10 protein-coding genes and 1 pseudogene are annotated in these 15,645 nt (G+C 42.1%); 2 read left to right on the top strand and 9 right to left on the bottom strand.

What is annotated here, in order from left to right; genetic code table 11:
- Position 1: 1 nt before the first annotated feature.
- Both mcrC and OXI60_01845 read left to right on the top strand, forming a co-directional pair.
- Positions 2-1,123 (top strand): 5-methylcytosine-specific restriction endonuclease system specificity protein McrC, encoded by a 1,122-nt coding sequence (gene mcrC / locus OXI60_01850; GenBank protein ID MDE0308562.1) that lies wholly within the window; start codon positions 2-4, stop codon positions 1,121-1,123.
- 689 nt (positions 1,124-1,812) lie between these two features.
- Positions 1,813-2,679: a hypothetical protein gene (locus OXI60_01845; GenBank protein ID MDE0308561.1), complete on the top strand. Its 867-nt coding sequence runs from the start codon at positions 1,813-1,815 to the stop codon at positions 2,677-2,679.
- A gap of 313 nt (positions 2,680-2,992) precedes the next feature.
- Here the strand turns inward: OXI60_01845 and OXI60_01840 are convergent, their stop codons facing one another.
- From OXI60_01840 to OXI60_01800, 9 genes and pseudogenes are all read right to left on the bottom strand, one after another.
- Positions 2,993-3,382: a hypothetical protein gene (locus OXI60_01840; protein MDE0308560.1), complete on the bottom strand. Its 390-nt coding sequence runs from the start codon at positions 3,380-3,382 to the stop codon at positions 2,993-2,995.
- A gap of 175 nt (positions 3,383-3,557) precedes the next feature.
- On the bottom strand, positions 3,558-5,228 hold the full coding sequence (locus OXI60_01835) for a DUF262 domain-containing protein (protein MDE0308559.1): 1,671 nt from the start codon (positions 5,226-5,228) through the stop codon (positions 3,558-3,560).
- A 174-nt stretch (positions 5,229-5,402) separates the two neighbouring features.
- Positions 5,403-5,804 carry a hypothetical protein gene (locus OXI60_01830; protein ID MDE0308558.1) on the bottom strand — a complete coding sequence of 134 codons (402 nt, stop codon included), beginning with the start codon at positions 5,802-5,804 and terminating at the stop codon, positions 5,403-5,405.
- 8 nt (positions 5,805-5,812) lie between these two features.
- Positions 5,813-6,376, bottom strand: coding sequence for a hypothetical protein (locus OXI60_01825; protein MDE0308557.1), 564 nt, complete (start codon positions 6,374-6,376; stop codon positions 5,813-5,815).
- Between the two features lie 131 nt (positions 6,377-6,507).
- Positions 6,508-7,179: a hypothetical protein gene (locus OXI60_01820; GenBank protein MDE0308556.1), complete on the bottom strand. Its 672-nt coding sequence runs from the start codon at positions 7,177-7,179 to the stop codon at positions 6,508-6,510.
- Positions 7,180-7,412: 233 nt separating this feature from the next.
- The gene (locus tag OXI60_01815) at positions 7,413-7,973 is read right to left on the bottom strand and encodes a hypothetical protein (protein ID MDE0308555.1); all 561 of its coding nucleotides are present in this window, start codon (positions 7,971-7,973) and stop codon (positions 7,413-7,415) included.
- Between the two features lie 137 nt (positions 7,974-8,110).
- Positions 8,111-12,433, bottom strand: coding sequence for an HNH endonuclease signature motif containing protein (locus OXI60_01810; protein MDE0308554.1), 4,323 nt, complete (start codon positions 12,431-12,433; stop codon positions 8,111-8,113).
- 332 nt (positions 12,434-12,765) lie between these two features.
- Positions 12,766-14,916 carry a helicase-related protein gene (locus OXI60_01805; protein MDE0308553.1) on the bottom strand — a complete coding sequence of 717 codons (2,151 nt, stop codon included), beginning with the start codon at positions 14,914-14,916 and terminating at the stop codon, positions 12,766-12,768.
- Positions 14,917-15,111: 195 nt separating this feature from the next.
- A pseudogene (locus OXI60_01800) lies at positions 15,112-15,558 on the bottom strand (DEAD/DEAH box helicase family protein).
- Between the last annotated feature and the right edge of the window lie 87 nt (positions 15,559-15,645).

Below are 15,645 nucleotides of genomic sequence, written 5' to 3'. Positions count from 1 at the left end.
TATGGATCAAGCAACCAAGCCCTTAATTCAAAACGAAGAAGTAAACTACGTTGATCAAATTCCGATACGTAATATCTGGCTGCTCATGCTCTATGCATCAGATCTATACAGAGACCTTGATCAATCAAAAAAATCGGTTGAAGATAACCCTGACGATATTCCGGATTTGGTAGCGGAAATTCTGTATCGCAGAGTCGAACAGCGAATTCGTAGAAATCTGAATTTTGGATACATTGCAAGAAACGATGTTCTCAACCGAGTACGAGGGAGAATAGATTTATTTCAAACCGCACGTCAAAGATTGCTTGACAGAGGACAAGTAGCCTGCCATTACAACGAATTTACCGTTGATACCCCCCGAAATCGCTACGTTCGAGACGCATTGAGGAAAATGTCCACGGTGGTGTCATCTAAGTCCAATCTCGTCAACAAATGCCGATCGCTTGCGCTAACTTTGGAGCGTATGGGCGTAATAGGTGAACGTCCAAATCACAGGACAATAACAGTCAACCAATTCGGTTTGCACGATGCCAATGACCGTCCAATGTTACAAGCGGCATACTTGGCTTTCAATTTGGCCTTACCCGAAGAGATGATTGGCACTAGGGTTCTTTCCAATCCAGACAGAAATTCGCTATGGCTGCGAAAGCTGTTCGAAAAAAGTGTTGCCGGATTTTACGATGTAAAGCTGTCAAAGAAAGGATGGCGGGTTTATCCTGGAGAACGATGTTACTGGCCAGTTGACCTGGAGAGTAAAACCCCTCAAATTGACGACATTCTGCCTGGAATGCAAACTGATATAGTGTTGAGTAATAAAAAGCTTAAAAAACGAATAATAATCGACACCAAATTTACTAGTATTTTGAAGGTAGGGCAGTTTCGTAAAGAAACATTAAATAGCGGCTATCTCTATCAAATCTACGCCTATTTAAGAACCCAGGAAGAACAATCTGAATTAGCACGCAATGCAACAGGTTTGCTACTACATCCAGTAGTAGATGGAACCGTTTATGAAGCCGTAAAAATTCAGAATCACGAAATTCGATTTGCAACGGTAGACTTGGCAGACTCCTGCGTCGAGATCGCAAAACAGCTCTTAAATGCGGTAGAGGTAGAATTTTGAATGAACGGAATGTCTCATCCTGTTCGTCGCCCGACACTTATGTGCGCATATTTCATTTCTGCAGATTGGAGCATAGTGTCACTTCCGAATAAAACTTTACATTTAGTCCGATGTTATGTTGAATTCAACATAAAACCGGAACTTTTGTAAAGTATTCATCGGAACTTTTGTAAAGTTTGTCGTCGGAAGTGACATTCCGACACCGCAGAGCTCAACTGTACCTCACCATTACAGTACAGCCGATATTGTCTTCGGCCTTGATGACAGCCTCGACACTCTGTGCATCTTCGTTTTCGATGCTCAATCATCATGGCTATGCGTACCGCTACCGACACTTCACCAATACCCTCACGAGTATCGGCTCGCGGCGACAGCATGTGGTTAACATTTACCATCTATCGGACTTTCACCAACTACCCTAATGCCAGTTAGCCTGGCGTTCCAACGTATCCGAACCTTGGTGGAACTGCAATTCAAAGTATAATTTCTGATGCGACACAATAATATTTTTGCCAAAAATATTCAGTAAATTTTAGCAGTATCCCGCTCGTTGATTTTGCTTCAAAATACCCTTCATTGGTTGCATTCGGTTAGCCAAATGTCGAAGTTCAAATACGAAACTATGCAGAAATAACATGATGTTATACTTGGTGTCACTTCCGACGACAAACTAGCCATGGGAATTTGACATGGTCCAACGTATAAGCTCCTCCCAAATTCGCTCAAGAATCAAGCAGGCGCAATCCAAACAACGCCAGCAGGTTCATAAGTTAAATAGTGAGATCCGCAAGTTCAACTCTGAACAAAAACGGAAGGTTGCTGCATATAACCAAGAAGTACGAACTTTCAACACTCGCGTTCGCGCGAATCAAAACCGCCTAAATTCAGCACTGAATCATTTCGCCCAACAGTCCATCGATGTCCGAAATTCAAAATTCTACAAATCTGTTGAAATCCTTTCCAATGCGTACGAACAGTTGGACATATCTGGAACCGATTCTTTCCTTACTGACATTGCGGAACAGGAAACTGCCAATAGTGTAATTGTTTTCAATAGTCTCATTGACAATACACCAGATCCCAAAATTTCTCACGAAGATATTTGTGACTCATCAATTGCAGATGAGTTGGCTGACGTCTCTCCAGATTTACACAGTCGTTGGTACGGTGCAATCTACGCTCTTAATCCTAACAACCCCGACGCGGCTCGCCATTTTTGCTCTAGTTCTCGTGAGATAATTACACAAATTTTAGACATAAACGCACCGAAATCTGATGTTTTAATTCATTCTCCCGACTGCGACAAAACAAAAGACGGCTCCCCCACACGCCGCGCAAAGATTCACTATTGTCTCAATAGACATGGTAGGGCTAATGACACGTTTGAGAATTTTGTCAGTGCTGACATTGACAATGTCTTAATGCTCTTTGGTGAACTAAATGCGGGCACACATGGTCCCGCTGGAAAATTCTCATTAGCGCAATTAGACTCCACAAAAACTCGCGTCAAAGACGCTATTCGCTTCATGTGTGAGATAACAAGGTCGAAACCATAACAATTTACTGATCAATAGAATTTTTCAGCTTCAATTTTGTGTATGCTACTTGGTATGTCATCTAAAGTCCTCTCCTGATTGCAGTTTGCAATGGTCCAATTAGCTGGATTTGATATGTACGAAAGGGCTGTGTCGAACTTTTACAAAGAATGAATTTTTTGCAAATATTGAACGAACGCAATAACGTAATTCACCCCGCGGCGCATGGCTCGCGCAAGCCGCTAGCCAGCAAATCACCGCGTCTTGCGATAGTTCCTTCGTGGCGTAAGTAAAGATATTCGGTACACCCATTTGTCTTTTCCGAATACATTATTCATTGTGCACTTGGTGCGGATGACCATGTCTCATGCACTTTCTTCAATTCTCGGATCCAGAACTCCATGTGATCCTCTACGTTGCTTCCAAGCAAACTCGCCAATTCGAAGAATCCTGGCCCAGGCATGCAGTCTCCCGACTTGTGTACAACCAAGACTGACAACATTCCGCGTCCGGCCCCATGTTCGTTCGATGAGATTTCTCCCAGCATGTGCGCTAATTCCTGACTTCGAGGTTCCAACCGACAACTAACTATTTTGTTAACGAGATCAGAGTACGTAATTACTTCTTTGCGTTTTGCAACAGCGATCATCGCCTTCCGCGCCTCCTCTTTAGCCGACTCCCAGACATCCTCTGGAATGCCACTATTGAAATCATCTTGTTTCATTCTTGTATTCTGGACAGCACGCTACTCAAGGCGACTTTCCCCCAACGACGAACCATTTGCGGTTGCAATGCTTGTATCGCACAATTATGTTGAGGGATGGCTCAACGGAAAAAGGTGATAATGCAAAACAACACCGATGCACTAACGACATAGTAAAATTTAGAACAGCTCGCGTCTAATCTCCCCATTCTATTCTTGCAAACTCCAATAGTCTTTGCTCTCTATTGTTCACTGCCTTTTTCGACCACCTTCTGGTTCTGGGAGGTACCTCTGTCGCACTATAAAGCCCAGTCCTTTCATACGCAGCAAATTTCTGGTTAGGATGATTATCTTGTAACTGTTTGTTTAAGCCTAGCGGTAAAATCATAAGATTTCCAATTCTATGCTTAATGTCTTCTGGGGCTGTACTCTGAGGCCAGATGTGTTCAATCGATTCCGATGTACTTTTCTGCCAAATTAGTTCCCATTGTTTTTTTGAAATATCCTGCCCCTCTTTTTTTGCCAAATACTCTTCGTATCGAAACATAAAATACCTTAGTTCTTCTCCCCATCCTTCGTAGCAGTTAAAATTTCGAAGAGACTCAACAGCATCATTGATCGGAAATCCTTTGCCAATAGACTGGATTTCAGATTGAATTTCCTTAACCGATAGATTCTCTTTTTTAATTCTCCACGATAACCGAACATAATTACCTACTTGTGTACGAGCGTCTTTACCCAACATTCCGTAGATTCGAAATGTGGTCTTTTCCCATAAAATCAATAGCTTTTCTTTATCATCCTCATTTATATCATCCCGAAGGTGAATTGCGACAACCAGTAGACGCGCTTGAGATATTTTTGTTATTGCATTTCGTCGAGAATCCGCAAAGACTTTGTCGCAGGCTTTAGTGACGTTGAGAAGCCACTGGGCGGCCGTTCTAATACTTGAAGCATCGACAGCCTTATCTCTAAACTCAGCAACTGCGTCTGGTTCACTGAGCGGTTTACTTGGCTTGCCGGATTGATAAAGTGTTGCAGCGAAACGCAGGGACTCTGAACTCAACCCTTGATGTAAACCGATTTCTTTATAAATGTTGCGCCAGATGGTGTGAAGTTCTGGAATCAATTGTTCACTGGAATTGGGCAACTCATATGCTTTACCCATTAATATGCACTTGAGGCGGTCTAGCCAAGATACTTCAATTCCACGGCTATTGAGAACCTCAAAAACAGTGTATACAAGTTTCTCCTCAGATATCTCGTACAAAACAAAGAATAATCGATTCTTTATGCAGGAATACAATTCTAAAAGTTTCTGTTCATCCATTCTCCGGTTACGCAGGAATTCTTGACAATCTTCAATCGCCTTCAAGAGCTCTCGATCAGCCAGAGTTTTCCCTTGATCTACAGAAACCACCGTCCCATAACGAATAAAGTTGAAGAAATAAAAGGATGAGTCTTGATTGGTTTGTAATAGGATAAGATTGTCGCTACTCTCTTTAACCAATAATTCAGAAATTTCTCGTAACTCTCTTTCGACATAACTTTGATCGCATCGCTTCAGTTCCAGTTTTATAGCGTTCAAAAGCAGGACAATTGTTGTCAATCGTTGTTGTCCGTCCACTATGTCGAGTTTATCATATTCGTCTGTTCCAATTGGAAATTTAGATTCTCTGCGCAAACAAACTATTGTCGCCATAAAATGACTTTCATGTTTTCCATTTTGGAAAATATTCTCTATATCTTCAAACAGATCCGCTCTATGCTGTGAACCCCAGCTATATGCACGTTGGTAATCGGGAATGGAAAACAAACGACCATCGAGTAATTTTGTCAATGGCAATAGTTGTGGTTGAATATCCATATTTGAATCTCCTTACATATTGGCGAATAACTGCGACTCGATGGGGCCGGAGCGAGCGAATATGATGCTTCGGAAGTGAGTGTAAATATCTGAAACTAGAGAATAAGTTGCGTCAGAACGTACACGAAGAATACACCATTTGCCTAGGGATAAAATTCTGCGCGCGTTGTTTTATCATGGGCGTGCACGCCAGTTTGAGAGGTCAGCCAACAACTGCGCATGCATAATTTGTTCTTCTCTTTTATTTGCCTCAGGCGGCAAAACGATATCAGCATGAAACTGATTGTGGATGAGTGCAGAAGCTTCCACCGATCGTCCATTCTGGCTCGCACTCTCAGCACTGATAATTGCCCAACCGTAAAATTTCCTATTTCGCTGAACGGCAACTTCGTCAGCAATTCTAATGGATTCGATAGCTGGTGCTATACTCAATCGATCAACGGATATCCGTGCATTCCCTTCCCTTTCAAGAAATACATTCTTAGGAATCGCACGTCGGGACCGTTTCGCAATGCTACTTGAAAATATCCCCCGCCCAAGCTCTTCAGTCGGATCAACCTTGCTGTGATACGCCACTACGAAATTTATTCTTGTTGAAGTTCCTCAAGGGCTTCACACATGAAACCATCTGGGAGTGCGTCGGAGTTGGAGTAGTGTGCTCTACGTTGATTTCCATTAATGTTCACAAAACACAGCGTACCACCGTCTGGACGACATAGTATCAACACGGAACTTCCATCTTCATCTGTAACATCAATGGCAACTTCTCCATCCGGCATTGGATATATTTGAAACGGGTGTGACAATTTATCGTAAATGCGCTTTGTTATGTATTCTGCATTGTCTATCGCAGTACTGTTTGGAATTTCGTATCCCTCTGACTCTGCTTCATCCACTATTTCATCAAGTTCATTCAAAGCTTGAGCAAGTTGCACCCTAAATCCATTTGCACCACGTAAAAGATACTCGGCTAGAGATTCCCACAACCTTTGGTCAACTCTCGTAACCATTAGTTGAGCCGTCAACAAAAGTGCGTCTCCGAAAGGATTGTCAGCGACTTGTAAATCTATTTCTTGTGCTGTAAGCGGCATCCACTCAGAATCAGACACAAGCCAATTTGATGAATTCTCACGATTGAATCTGTACATCGTAAATTGAAAGTCGGGATGAGAATTCCGAGACAATTGTTGGTCTCGCCAAAATGCCTGTGACGACGGCATAGTTTCATTAGTCGAACTTTCAATGGTAAGTTGTGTAGTTTGCTCAGACATAAGTTTTCTTAACAATACTTGTCTACTAGAACAAAAAATTCTATTAGATCACGGTTCCACGATTCTAGTATGGAATTTAAATGTTTGATACGAGAACCCACATTTTGCCCTTTTGATTCGTGATGGAAGTTTGCCTGGAATACTGTTCCTGTTATATTCTTGCTCGCTGTCAACTGATGCGATTCAGATATTTCAAGAGCGATCTTTCTGCCGCCAAAGTCATAGGCTGTTTTCAACGTTACAGTAGGGCTGGTATCTTTGAAGGTTATCCATGAGCCCCCCTCTCTCAGCATATTCAAAACATGATTCTCAGACCGATTTACAGAATACCCTTTCGGATTAATCCCTACGGCACTATAAGAAACATGCGGAACGCACTTTAGGTAGCGCATCGCAATTGATGGAGAGCAAATTTCATTTGAATTCAATTCGTCTCTAATTTGTTGGAAAACTAATTGATCAGGAGTTGAAGTAACAGAGATTCCATTGTTGAATTTAACTTGAGAAAATGCTGGAGTTGTAATAGGTGAATCGTTTACTTCGTACTGATTATCAACAATTTTGTTGTAACGCAGGAAATCTGGATTCAGAATTGCCGGATTATTGAAATTTGCTGCGATCACCACAGAAAACTCAAACAGCGTAATTTCTCCAACTTTGCGAGGTTCTTGAGATTGCATTCCGTTATCTAGGTATTTAGTAGGCGAACACGCGTAGCATCGTAAAGTAGTTACAAGTTGATTCCATTCATGTTTTTTTTCATTTCAATGAGTTCTGAAAATTCAACTTGGTGGGTGTGGTTAAAAACGTATCCGAATCTAAATTGAAATTCCAATTTTGGTAAATTTTCTTTCTTTGTAATTACTACAGAATTTCTACGTCCTTTTCACTAAAAACAGTGTCAGTCATTTGATCATCGCTTGGCCAAATGATTGCATTCCCAAATTTTCTTTGCTTCTTCTTTACATTGATTTCTTAGGTGCCGAATGCGTTTCTTTTGGTAATTTTCGTACTTTGTCAAATTAAGTGGTGGTTCATTTTGCGAAATCAAACAAGTTTCTATTTCGATCAAATCTCCCTCAAGATCGACAATTGAATACTCCAAATTTGATTGCATCCATAGGCTAAGGCACTTTTCACCGTTTCCAGTAAATCGAAAATCCCTATAGTTTGTCTCTGAGTTACCTTTCGACCGTGGCTCCGCTGACAAATTAAGTTCATTCTTAAGAATCGCTCCAATACTACGGCGTATAGTCGAAAATCCACTATATTTTGCTTTAAAGTGATTTCTCAATTCAAGTCGATTAGATATACCAATATAGATTACTCCACTCGATGGTATGGTGAATTCAGCTAGACAGTCTAAATTTTTTGCGAAAATCGCGTAAATCCCGGAACCGAGATGCTCAGGAATGTTTTCTACACTATCTCTAATTTTAGACAATTGATCGGAAATAGAGATGATAGAATCCATGTATTCAAAAGGTTATAGCCCCTACACCGCGCTGTCTCAGCCCACTGGGGCTCACAAATCTTTCCCGATCATTCTTGAACAAGTATTTTCCTCAATCACATTCCCTATATGTTACCAATTCAACTTTATCTGAATATTCAGTTGAGCCAGTAATCAGCATGTCGATCATCAAAAAAAATAGAAATGGAATCTCCCTTATCTCGGAACTTGATTTTCACTATCTTACCCTTTAGTTTAAATTTGCCTCTATCGCTTGGAAATAGGATTGTTTCGCTTTGAGGATTATCTTTGAGTGCGCTTGTAATCCATTCTCTTGCAAGTCTCCGACCAAAATTATCGTGATGAAATTTACACAAAGAAATCAAATTGCCAGCGTGCCTCGCACCTTCCGCATGTTTTGGGTCTACGTGGTGAATCTCAATCAATTTTTGTCTTAGTTCCGAAAATTCTACATAACTTTTTTTGGGGGCAAGAATATTTGGATTTTGTTCACAAAGGCAGACTTGGCAATGATTAGCATAATGGTCTCTAATTTCTCTCTTGTGCTTTTCTTCAAGTTTAGTTGATTGTATATTTGATTGTTTCGAAGACGAACTACGATGTTCCCCAGAGTTTGTTTCATTATCTATATCCGCACCGGCCCGTGAAAGTTCTGATGAACCCGAATCGCCTTCAGAAAAGGGAACTAGTACCGGAACGTTTTTTTTAGAGTCCGGCTCAAATGGAGAATGTCCAGAGGTTGCTTCCGCAGTTTCGGTATCGTCAATAATTACACCATCTCCGTCATTTGGGGTATCCGTGTTCGAACTGGTTTTCTCACTAGAAACAGTCGATGCCGTTACTTCTAATCCTCGATCTTTAAATTCCATTTCCAAGGCCCGCTTTAATGTCAAGTGGTGCATCGTTTGTGCTGATGATTTGAAAATTAATTGCCGAGCAATTGCCTCGCACACTATTTCTGTATCCTTACCAAACTTCTTGTTTACATAGAACACTCCAGACTGTTGGTCAAAACCTGCTTTCTCCTCAATTGTGTAATTTCTACGTCGGAATCGGTAAGTCACATCGACTTTATCGGCAATAACTAACTTCTTAATCGTTGACAGTCGGTGTTGCCAGTTTTGTCTCATTAGGCCGGAATCGACTCCAAGTGAATCAAAGTTTTTCATAACATCTTTATGAAATTTTCGTTCATTCAGTCGTTGAAAAATTTCTACAAATTCAGACGATTTTTCTTCTCTTGCACCGCGACCTGTGACACACTGAGGTTCGCCGAAAGCTTCTTTTAGTGAACGCACGCCTAAATCTTTCAAACTCCCTGAAATTGGATTCCGAATCCCTTTAACCGAAATCACAGCTAGAGAAACATACCGATCATTCTCATTGACTTTCTTAGCGAGCGATTCAACCACATCGGGAATGTATACAGGTTTCTTTCTCGCATGGTTCAGAGAAACTAATTGATAATTGGAACGATTTAATGTTGGAATCACAGAGTCATAGGGATAATCATTAATCCAGTCACCGGGGCCATTTTTATCTCTAAATTGATGCAGAATGCATCCTAAGTGCTTCTCGAGGACATCGCTGCTCTGCCTCGACAACCACCTGAAAAACTTAATGCTTGTCGACGAATTTAGTGTTGCAGAAGTGACTCCGATTTTCCTGTAACGAGTTTGATCATCTTGGGAAAGACCCTTCCCGGGAATTCGGATTTTCCACTCTCCGTAGTAGTCAGGTTTGCTGCCTCCAGCCTTGAATGCGAGTTCGCAAGGTGATCTATACTCGTTTCTAACTGGTATGATAGGCGTCTCAGTGATCTCGTGAAGTGTATCCCCAGTATCCTGAGTAAGCCTAATGAACAAATCTAGACGTGCGTGTAAAGCACCATCATTTTGAGGGTCTTCCTTGAAAGTTGACAGAAGCATATCCAATTTTGGTGTTGGCAGAGCACTAGAAATCTTGTCTAGTGACATACTAGCAGAACTTTTTGTCAGCAAGAACCTGCTTCTCAGTTCGATACGACTATTCTCTCTGCTCGGAATAACGAGTTGATTTCGAGGCTGAATTGACCCATCCTTCGCTAACGCGGGAAGTATCGCTTCATTATGTTGAAACAGTTTCGCAATGCCTCGATTCTTCAATAGGACTATTAATTCAGTTTCGAATCGTTTTAACGATTCTTTCTCTTGATTATCCGGGAAATCGCCAATTGAAAACTGCTCGATACGTTTGAATATCCAAGTGTCGATTTCATTTTGTGTGGGAATGCATCGAATTGAAGTTTTTCCTTTCTTGCCAATAGTTACAAGATTCAAACTGAGAACACTCTCATGCGGTTGTTTTATCGCGTTCTCAAGAATCTTTGCGATTCGCCTATCCTTTGGAGCGCAAAAATCCGAAATTCTGAAGAAATTCATAGTTTTGTCTGGCCAAATTTCAATTTGAGCCAATTTAGCGCGGTCTCGCTTGGAAATCTTTCGTTTATTTTGGCAATACCAATCCCAAAATTGTTTCTTTGTTAAGTGATCCGAATTCTGTATTTTCCCGCTCTCAATGAAGTCTTTAAACTTGAATGTTGGTCTACGCCATTTCGTTCTATTGAATATGGGATGATTGGCCACGTCAGGGTGTAAAACATGTGGCAAATTCAAACTTGGTATTTCGCTTGGCAGAGGCGCGCTAGCATACAACTCATCGAATCGAACCGGGTTGACATTCGAATCAGGGAGCAATAATGTTTCTTGCAAAACATTCTCAAGATCATTGTCGCTATTTTTGTCTTTGCGATTAAGCCAACTGTGAATCACATCAAGGTAATAGCGCACAAATTGTGGTTCGGCACACTCAGCTTCAATATTGGTGCATACAGGGAACCATTTGTTTCCCTCCTGTTTAATTCGAGCGAACGCGTCGTTCTCATCAAAAGTTATGAATTCATCACAAAACCCTTCGGTTTTGCCATCGACGAGAAACTTAAGTAGTTCAGAGTCAATGTTTGAATCTAGCTGAAATTCTGATCGTGGAGAAACTGCGGCTAATGGCACATTGATTTCTTCAACTTCTTCCCCAAGTGTAATCGGAATTATGAATTGATACTTCGGCTTTACAAGAATATCCTCCCTGCTTACTCGGTTTAGCACAGCGGATAACTTAGACCGTGTTTTTTGTTTCTTGGATTTTGTTACCCGGAGGGTTGCAGCTTTCCATGCAAGTGTAGGCATAGCACCGTTACTTGCAATTTTTGCCAATAGAGGTCGTACTATTTCGTCTCTATTACTTATCTTTAGGTTCGGGATAAGGGGATTCAATCCGTTCACTCCCCACCTCTTAATCAGGTGGAACTCAATAGTGTCAACCAACAGATCTTCACATAACCCACTTAATAGCTTGTTTGTCGAATCATTCGCTGCAGGACCGTGACGTTCAGTATTAGATACGATCGGTGCACTAAAGGACATACCATGCCCTGTATATGCGTTAGTTGAACCCTCCGGATAGCCAATTGGATATCGGTATTTTCCTACACCACCTATAGGTTTTCCTCTACTGTTCACAAACCAAGAAACCTCAACGAAGTAACGATTGCGATCACGTTTATAGAAAAATGGGATGCGCTGCTTAAGCTGTCTTTCTAGAGGAAACGTTCGAATTGAAACTTCTTCTACTAATTTCGATGGAAGTGGGTCCTTGTTTCCACTGACAGTACAACGCCTGCGAAAGATCTCAAAGTATTTGTTTTTTCTCTTTACTTTTTTGGGATACGAACAATTGAATTTGAAGCTGACCGTCCCAAGTTGCCAGTGACTAAGCTCTAACTCGAACTTCTTGATAGCGTATGGCGAAACGATTCCTATGAACTGATCTGGAATTCTTTGGCAGGACCTTTCGAACAATTCATCCATCTCCGTTTGATCAGTAACCGCAAGCGTAATCGCTTCTCCCACGCTAGGGGTAATTTCTTCACTACGCCGCATAATGACTACGCGACAACCGGTTTCTGGAGCATCCGGGTCTTGAACCGGTTCCTTAGATGCACCGGGACGTGGTGGTTTGTCTCTACCTTCCGCATATAGAGTTTGAATTATTTTCTGTCCAGCAGAAGACAGGTGAATCTCATCCCCGATAGTAAACGAAGTTTTGAGGCCGTGGTTTTTTACACCAATTTTCCCTCGTTTTGCCGGCACACTGTTACCTGCACCTTGCAATTTTCTAAGGCGCGCCCAACCGTCGGAATCCACTTGTTGGCCATTTCCTTCACAAATCAATTGATCTTTTTCAAATCGGACAGTTGTCCTAGTAGCATCTTGGTCAATATCGTTTTGAACAAGTTCTGCGATAAGATCATTGCGGTCAAGACCTACAAAAAAATTCCAGACGATAGGAATTTCGTCTACTTCTGTAACAAATTCGTTGCCTTCAACTAACTCAATGTCATGGTATTTGTCTATGTCGTTCATACAGTTAATCCGCATCCAAGGAATTAAGTATTGCTGGAATACCCAGCCAAGTTTGTCGAATGTAGAAAGTCCAACAACGTTTCTGTGTCACAATATTACTGTCACGGATCAGACGTGAACTCCCGTTACCAAGTGATTTCTTCGAAAATTTCAGATCCAATTTTTCAATCTAAACAAGATGAAGTTACATCCAGAAAACTGTCCAGATTTAGATCATTAAACTTTGCCCTGAATTCTGCTCCAACGCCGTATAGATTGCTGCTAATATCGCTCCCAGGTTGTAACAAATTAATATGAGATTGCGATTTATCAGGAGAATTCGCCAAGCCATTCTATTTACTGGCAATCACTCGAAGTGGAATCCTATAAGTCTCAAGCAGGTAGATCTCAGTAGCTGCTAATAAGTCTAGCTGTTTTGGTTCGATTTTCGTCTTTGAAAGACCCGGTTGGACAATCCATACACGGTAATCCAATTCAAGTTCGTGCCAGCGTGAAACTAAGCTTTTTAGAATTCCGAGATTTCCTCGTTCAAAGCGCGACACCTGTCCCGCTGTGAGCCGATCATTCTCTCGCTTCACCATCCGTTTCAGAACTCGACCTGGATTCTCTCGCCAACGCACAGATTTTTGCGACTGCCCACATACCTCATACAGGTCCGAAACACGATTTCCCGGTGCAGCCCCATGCGCATACTTGCAGTGGAATAGTTCTACTTTCAATTGCTCGCCTTTTTCGGAGACCGCAACCACGTCTGCAATCTCTCCAGAGCCGTCGTCATCAAAAACAACGTCAATCCTCGGTTCAAGCGCCAACAGTTCTTCAATAACTGCCCGCTGAATCGACCGTGGATTTTTGCCTTGACCTTGAGATTCGGAATTCAAGTCAGTGCCACTCCAATCGCGTGTTTCGATCTTGTTTAAATCAAAAACGATTCGATCCTCCCGTTGCGGTAACTTAAACAACTCGTTGAAAATTAGAAAGTCGCCGTCTGCGAAATGGATGTGTGGCGCGTCATTTTTAAACAACTCTGAAACCGGCTGCTCTTCCTTATAGTCAATCAGTACAGGTGGTCCATCAATCTGCGGATACTCGGCACCGCCTTCGCTGAGTCGAACTTCAAATGTAGCGGTCGCTGTTTCGGTCGAAACTGTGAATCTTATCGGTAATGATTCATTATGATGTGCAACATCAATTTCACAATTATGAAAACCAACCCATTCTCCTGAACCGAACCTGAATTTAATTCGCTCCTCAAACTCTACTAGTAGCGATTCTGGCCAATGTACCGCTATTGGTGGTTTTGCTGGACGCTCCGTGATCACCTCTTGTTGAATTAGATTATGGATGAAACTATTCGTTGTAATTGATTCATCGATCAACTTGGAACCCATTAACCGACACCAATCAAGCCATTCACTAAAATCTCCAGCAGACTGCATCGACCATATTTTCCCCTTTGCCGAACACCCCACCGTTACCTTTCCGTCACCTCTGTATCCAAGACCGAAGAGATTCGACTTTCTTTTCATGCTGTATGACGCAGCGTTCAACTGTGTGGTAATATCGGACCCGACAAACATCGTGTAACGAATGTAGCGGCCGAGTGGGTGGCTTAGACCAAGGTTTGCCAACATCAAGCGATTGATTCCATCTAGTATGCGATACACGTTCTCACCATGGATTCGGATCGCGCAATCACCGCATATAGCTTTCGCAAGTTTCTCGTGGAGGTCATTTTTCTTGGTACTGTTTATATAGAGCAGATTCGTATTTCGATCCCAATGCACTAGGTACAAGTTCCATTCGACATTCACAACCTCTTTCGTAGAACTCCACTTAACATTTGTCTGATCCCGTGTAACAAACACAGCGAGGCGCTCCGCTTCGTTTATCACTGGGCCAGAGTAAACGCTGGCAATTGGCATAATTTCATCGATGTTCTGAGGTCGCCACTCCGCACAGTTTGTCCTGTAAACGACTGTACTCATTTTTGGATTGAGCGTTTGGAGTGGAATCCCCTCCAAACTCTCATTAAATCCTTCCAACACTTCTGCACGCTTGAGTTGTCGAGTGGTTTTTTTTTCGCTCAAAATCTTTAAGAGATAGTTCCAATCGGCATCTTCTGCGTAGAGCGAACGCAAAGCATCATCAATATCCGACTGTTCAATGTTGGCAATTACGGTCGCATCGCCAATGTTTCCACAATCGCGCGTGAATCGACCAGTAAATTGCAAAGTGATGGCAACGCTCTTGTGGCGATCGTGCAAACCTGAAATTTTGAGTTGTGGAAGATCAAATCCTTCACCCAACATATCGACACACACGATTATTCGACTGTTGCGACTCTGTAGCATAGCGATAGCATTAGTCCGTTCAGAACCACTCATTCTGCTATGAACAATCACCGGATTGAATTCATGCAGATTTTTCTCGTAGAGTTTATGAATTGCGATTGCTCGATCGATTTTATTTACACGAGCCATCACAAGATGGTCGAATCCGTTAGCAAGATCAGCTTTCAATTGGTTACCCACTAGCTTTATTATTTCGGTGTCGGCTTCAACGTCATCCAAACCTTGGACTGCTTGAAATTGAATTTTTCGGAAGTACCCTTCTTTCTGAGCTTTCGCGAGCGGATACACATAAATGAATTTGCCATCAACTTTTTTTCCATCAGTACGAAACGGTGTCGCTGTAAACTGAACTACGATTCGTGCATCGAATTTTGACCTGAATACCTGCCAAGTTCGAGCGGCAATATGGTGTGCTTCATCTATGAACAAATGGGAGCAGTGCTCTGCCATGTGTTCTTGAACGTTCTCATTGCATTGGCCAGCTATTTGCATCGTCGTCACGATAACATTGGCTCGTTCAAATATTTCATCTACATCCTCTACCGAAGTTGGGCGGCGTTTCAACGTAGCAACAACAGGAAACTCGGCACACGATTCCAAGACACCTGCACCTTTTAAAATCCCTAGTGTCAGAAACTTTTCAGCAATTTGATCCCTCAACGCCGCATTTGGCACGACAACCATCAACCTCTTGATATAGACAGCGGTAAATAGTGCCAGCATCGTTTCTGTTTTACCGGTTCCAGTTGGCATAACTATTGTGCATGGTTTCGATGAAACGGTCCAATGTGCGAGTGCGGCATGGGTGTGCGTCTAAATATTTCAATTTCTTTAAAATGAGGCATAGGCTAAGGCAGG

The sequence above is a fragment of the Acidiferrobacterales bacterium genome, from assembly GCA_028820695.1.
Classification (GTDB): Bacteria; Pseudomonadota; Gammaproteobacteria; order Arenicellales; family JAJDZL01; genus JAJDZL01.
This window is presented reverse-complemented; position numbering and strand designations above follow the sequence as displayed.

What these genes read in the sequence shown, in the direction of transcription:
- OXI60_01810 (MDE0308554.1), bottom strand. Translation starts at nt 12,433, where the DNA reads ATGAACGACATAGACAAATACCATGACATTGAGTTAGTTGAAGGCAAC.
- OXI60_01825 (MDE0308557.1), bottom strand. Translation starts at nt 6,376, where the DNA reads ATGTACAGATTCAATCGTGAGAATTCATCAAATTGGCTTGTGTCTGAT.
- OXI60_01815 (MDE0308555.1), bottom strand. Translation starts at nt 7,973, where the DNA reads ATGGATTCTATCATCTCTATTTCCGATCAATTGTCTAAAATTAGAGAT.
- OXI60_01805 (MDE0308553.1), bottom strand. Translation starts at nt 14,916, where the DNA reads ATGGCTCGTGTAAATAAAATCGATCGAGCAATCGCAATTCATAAACTC.
- OXI60_01845 (MDE0308561.1), top strand. Translation starts at nt 1,813, where the DNA reads ATGGTCCAACGTATAAGCTCCTCCCAAATTCGCTCAAGAATCAAGCAG.
- OXI60_01835 (MDE0308559.1), bottom strand. Translation starts at nt 5,228, where the DNA reads ATGGATATTCAACCACAACTATTGCCATTGACAAAATTACTCGATGGT.
- OXI60_01820 (MDE0308556.1), bottom strand. Translation starts at nt 7,179, where the DNA reads ATGCAATCTCAAGAACCTCGCAAAGTTGGAGAAATTACGCTGTTTGAG.
- OXI60_01840 (MDE0308560.1), bottom strand. Translation starts at nt 3,382, where the DNA reads ATGAAACAAGATGATTTCAATAGTGGCATTCCAGAGGATGTCTGGGAG.
- mcrC (MDE0308562.1), top strand. Translation starts at nt 2, where the DNA reads ATGGATCAAGCAACCAAGCCCTTAATTCAAAACGAAGAAGTAAACTAC.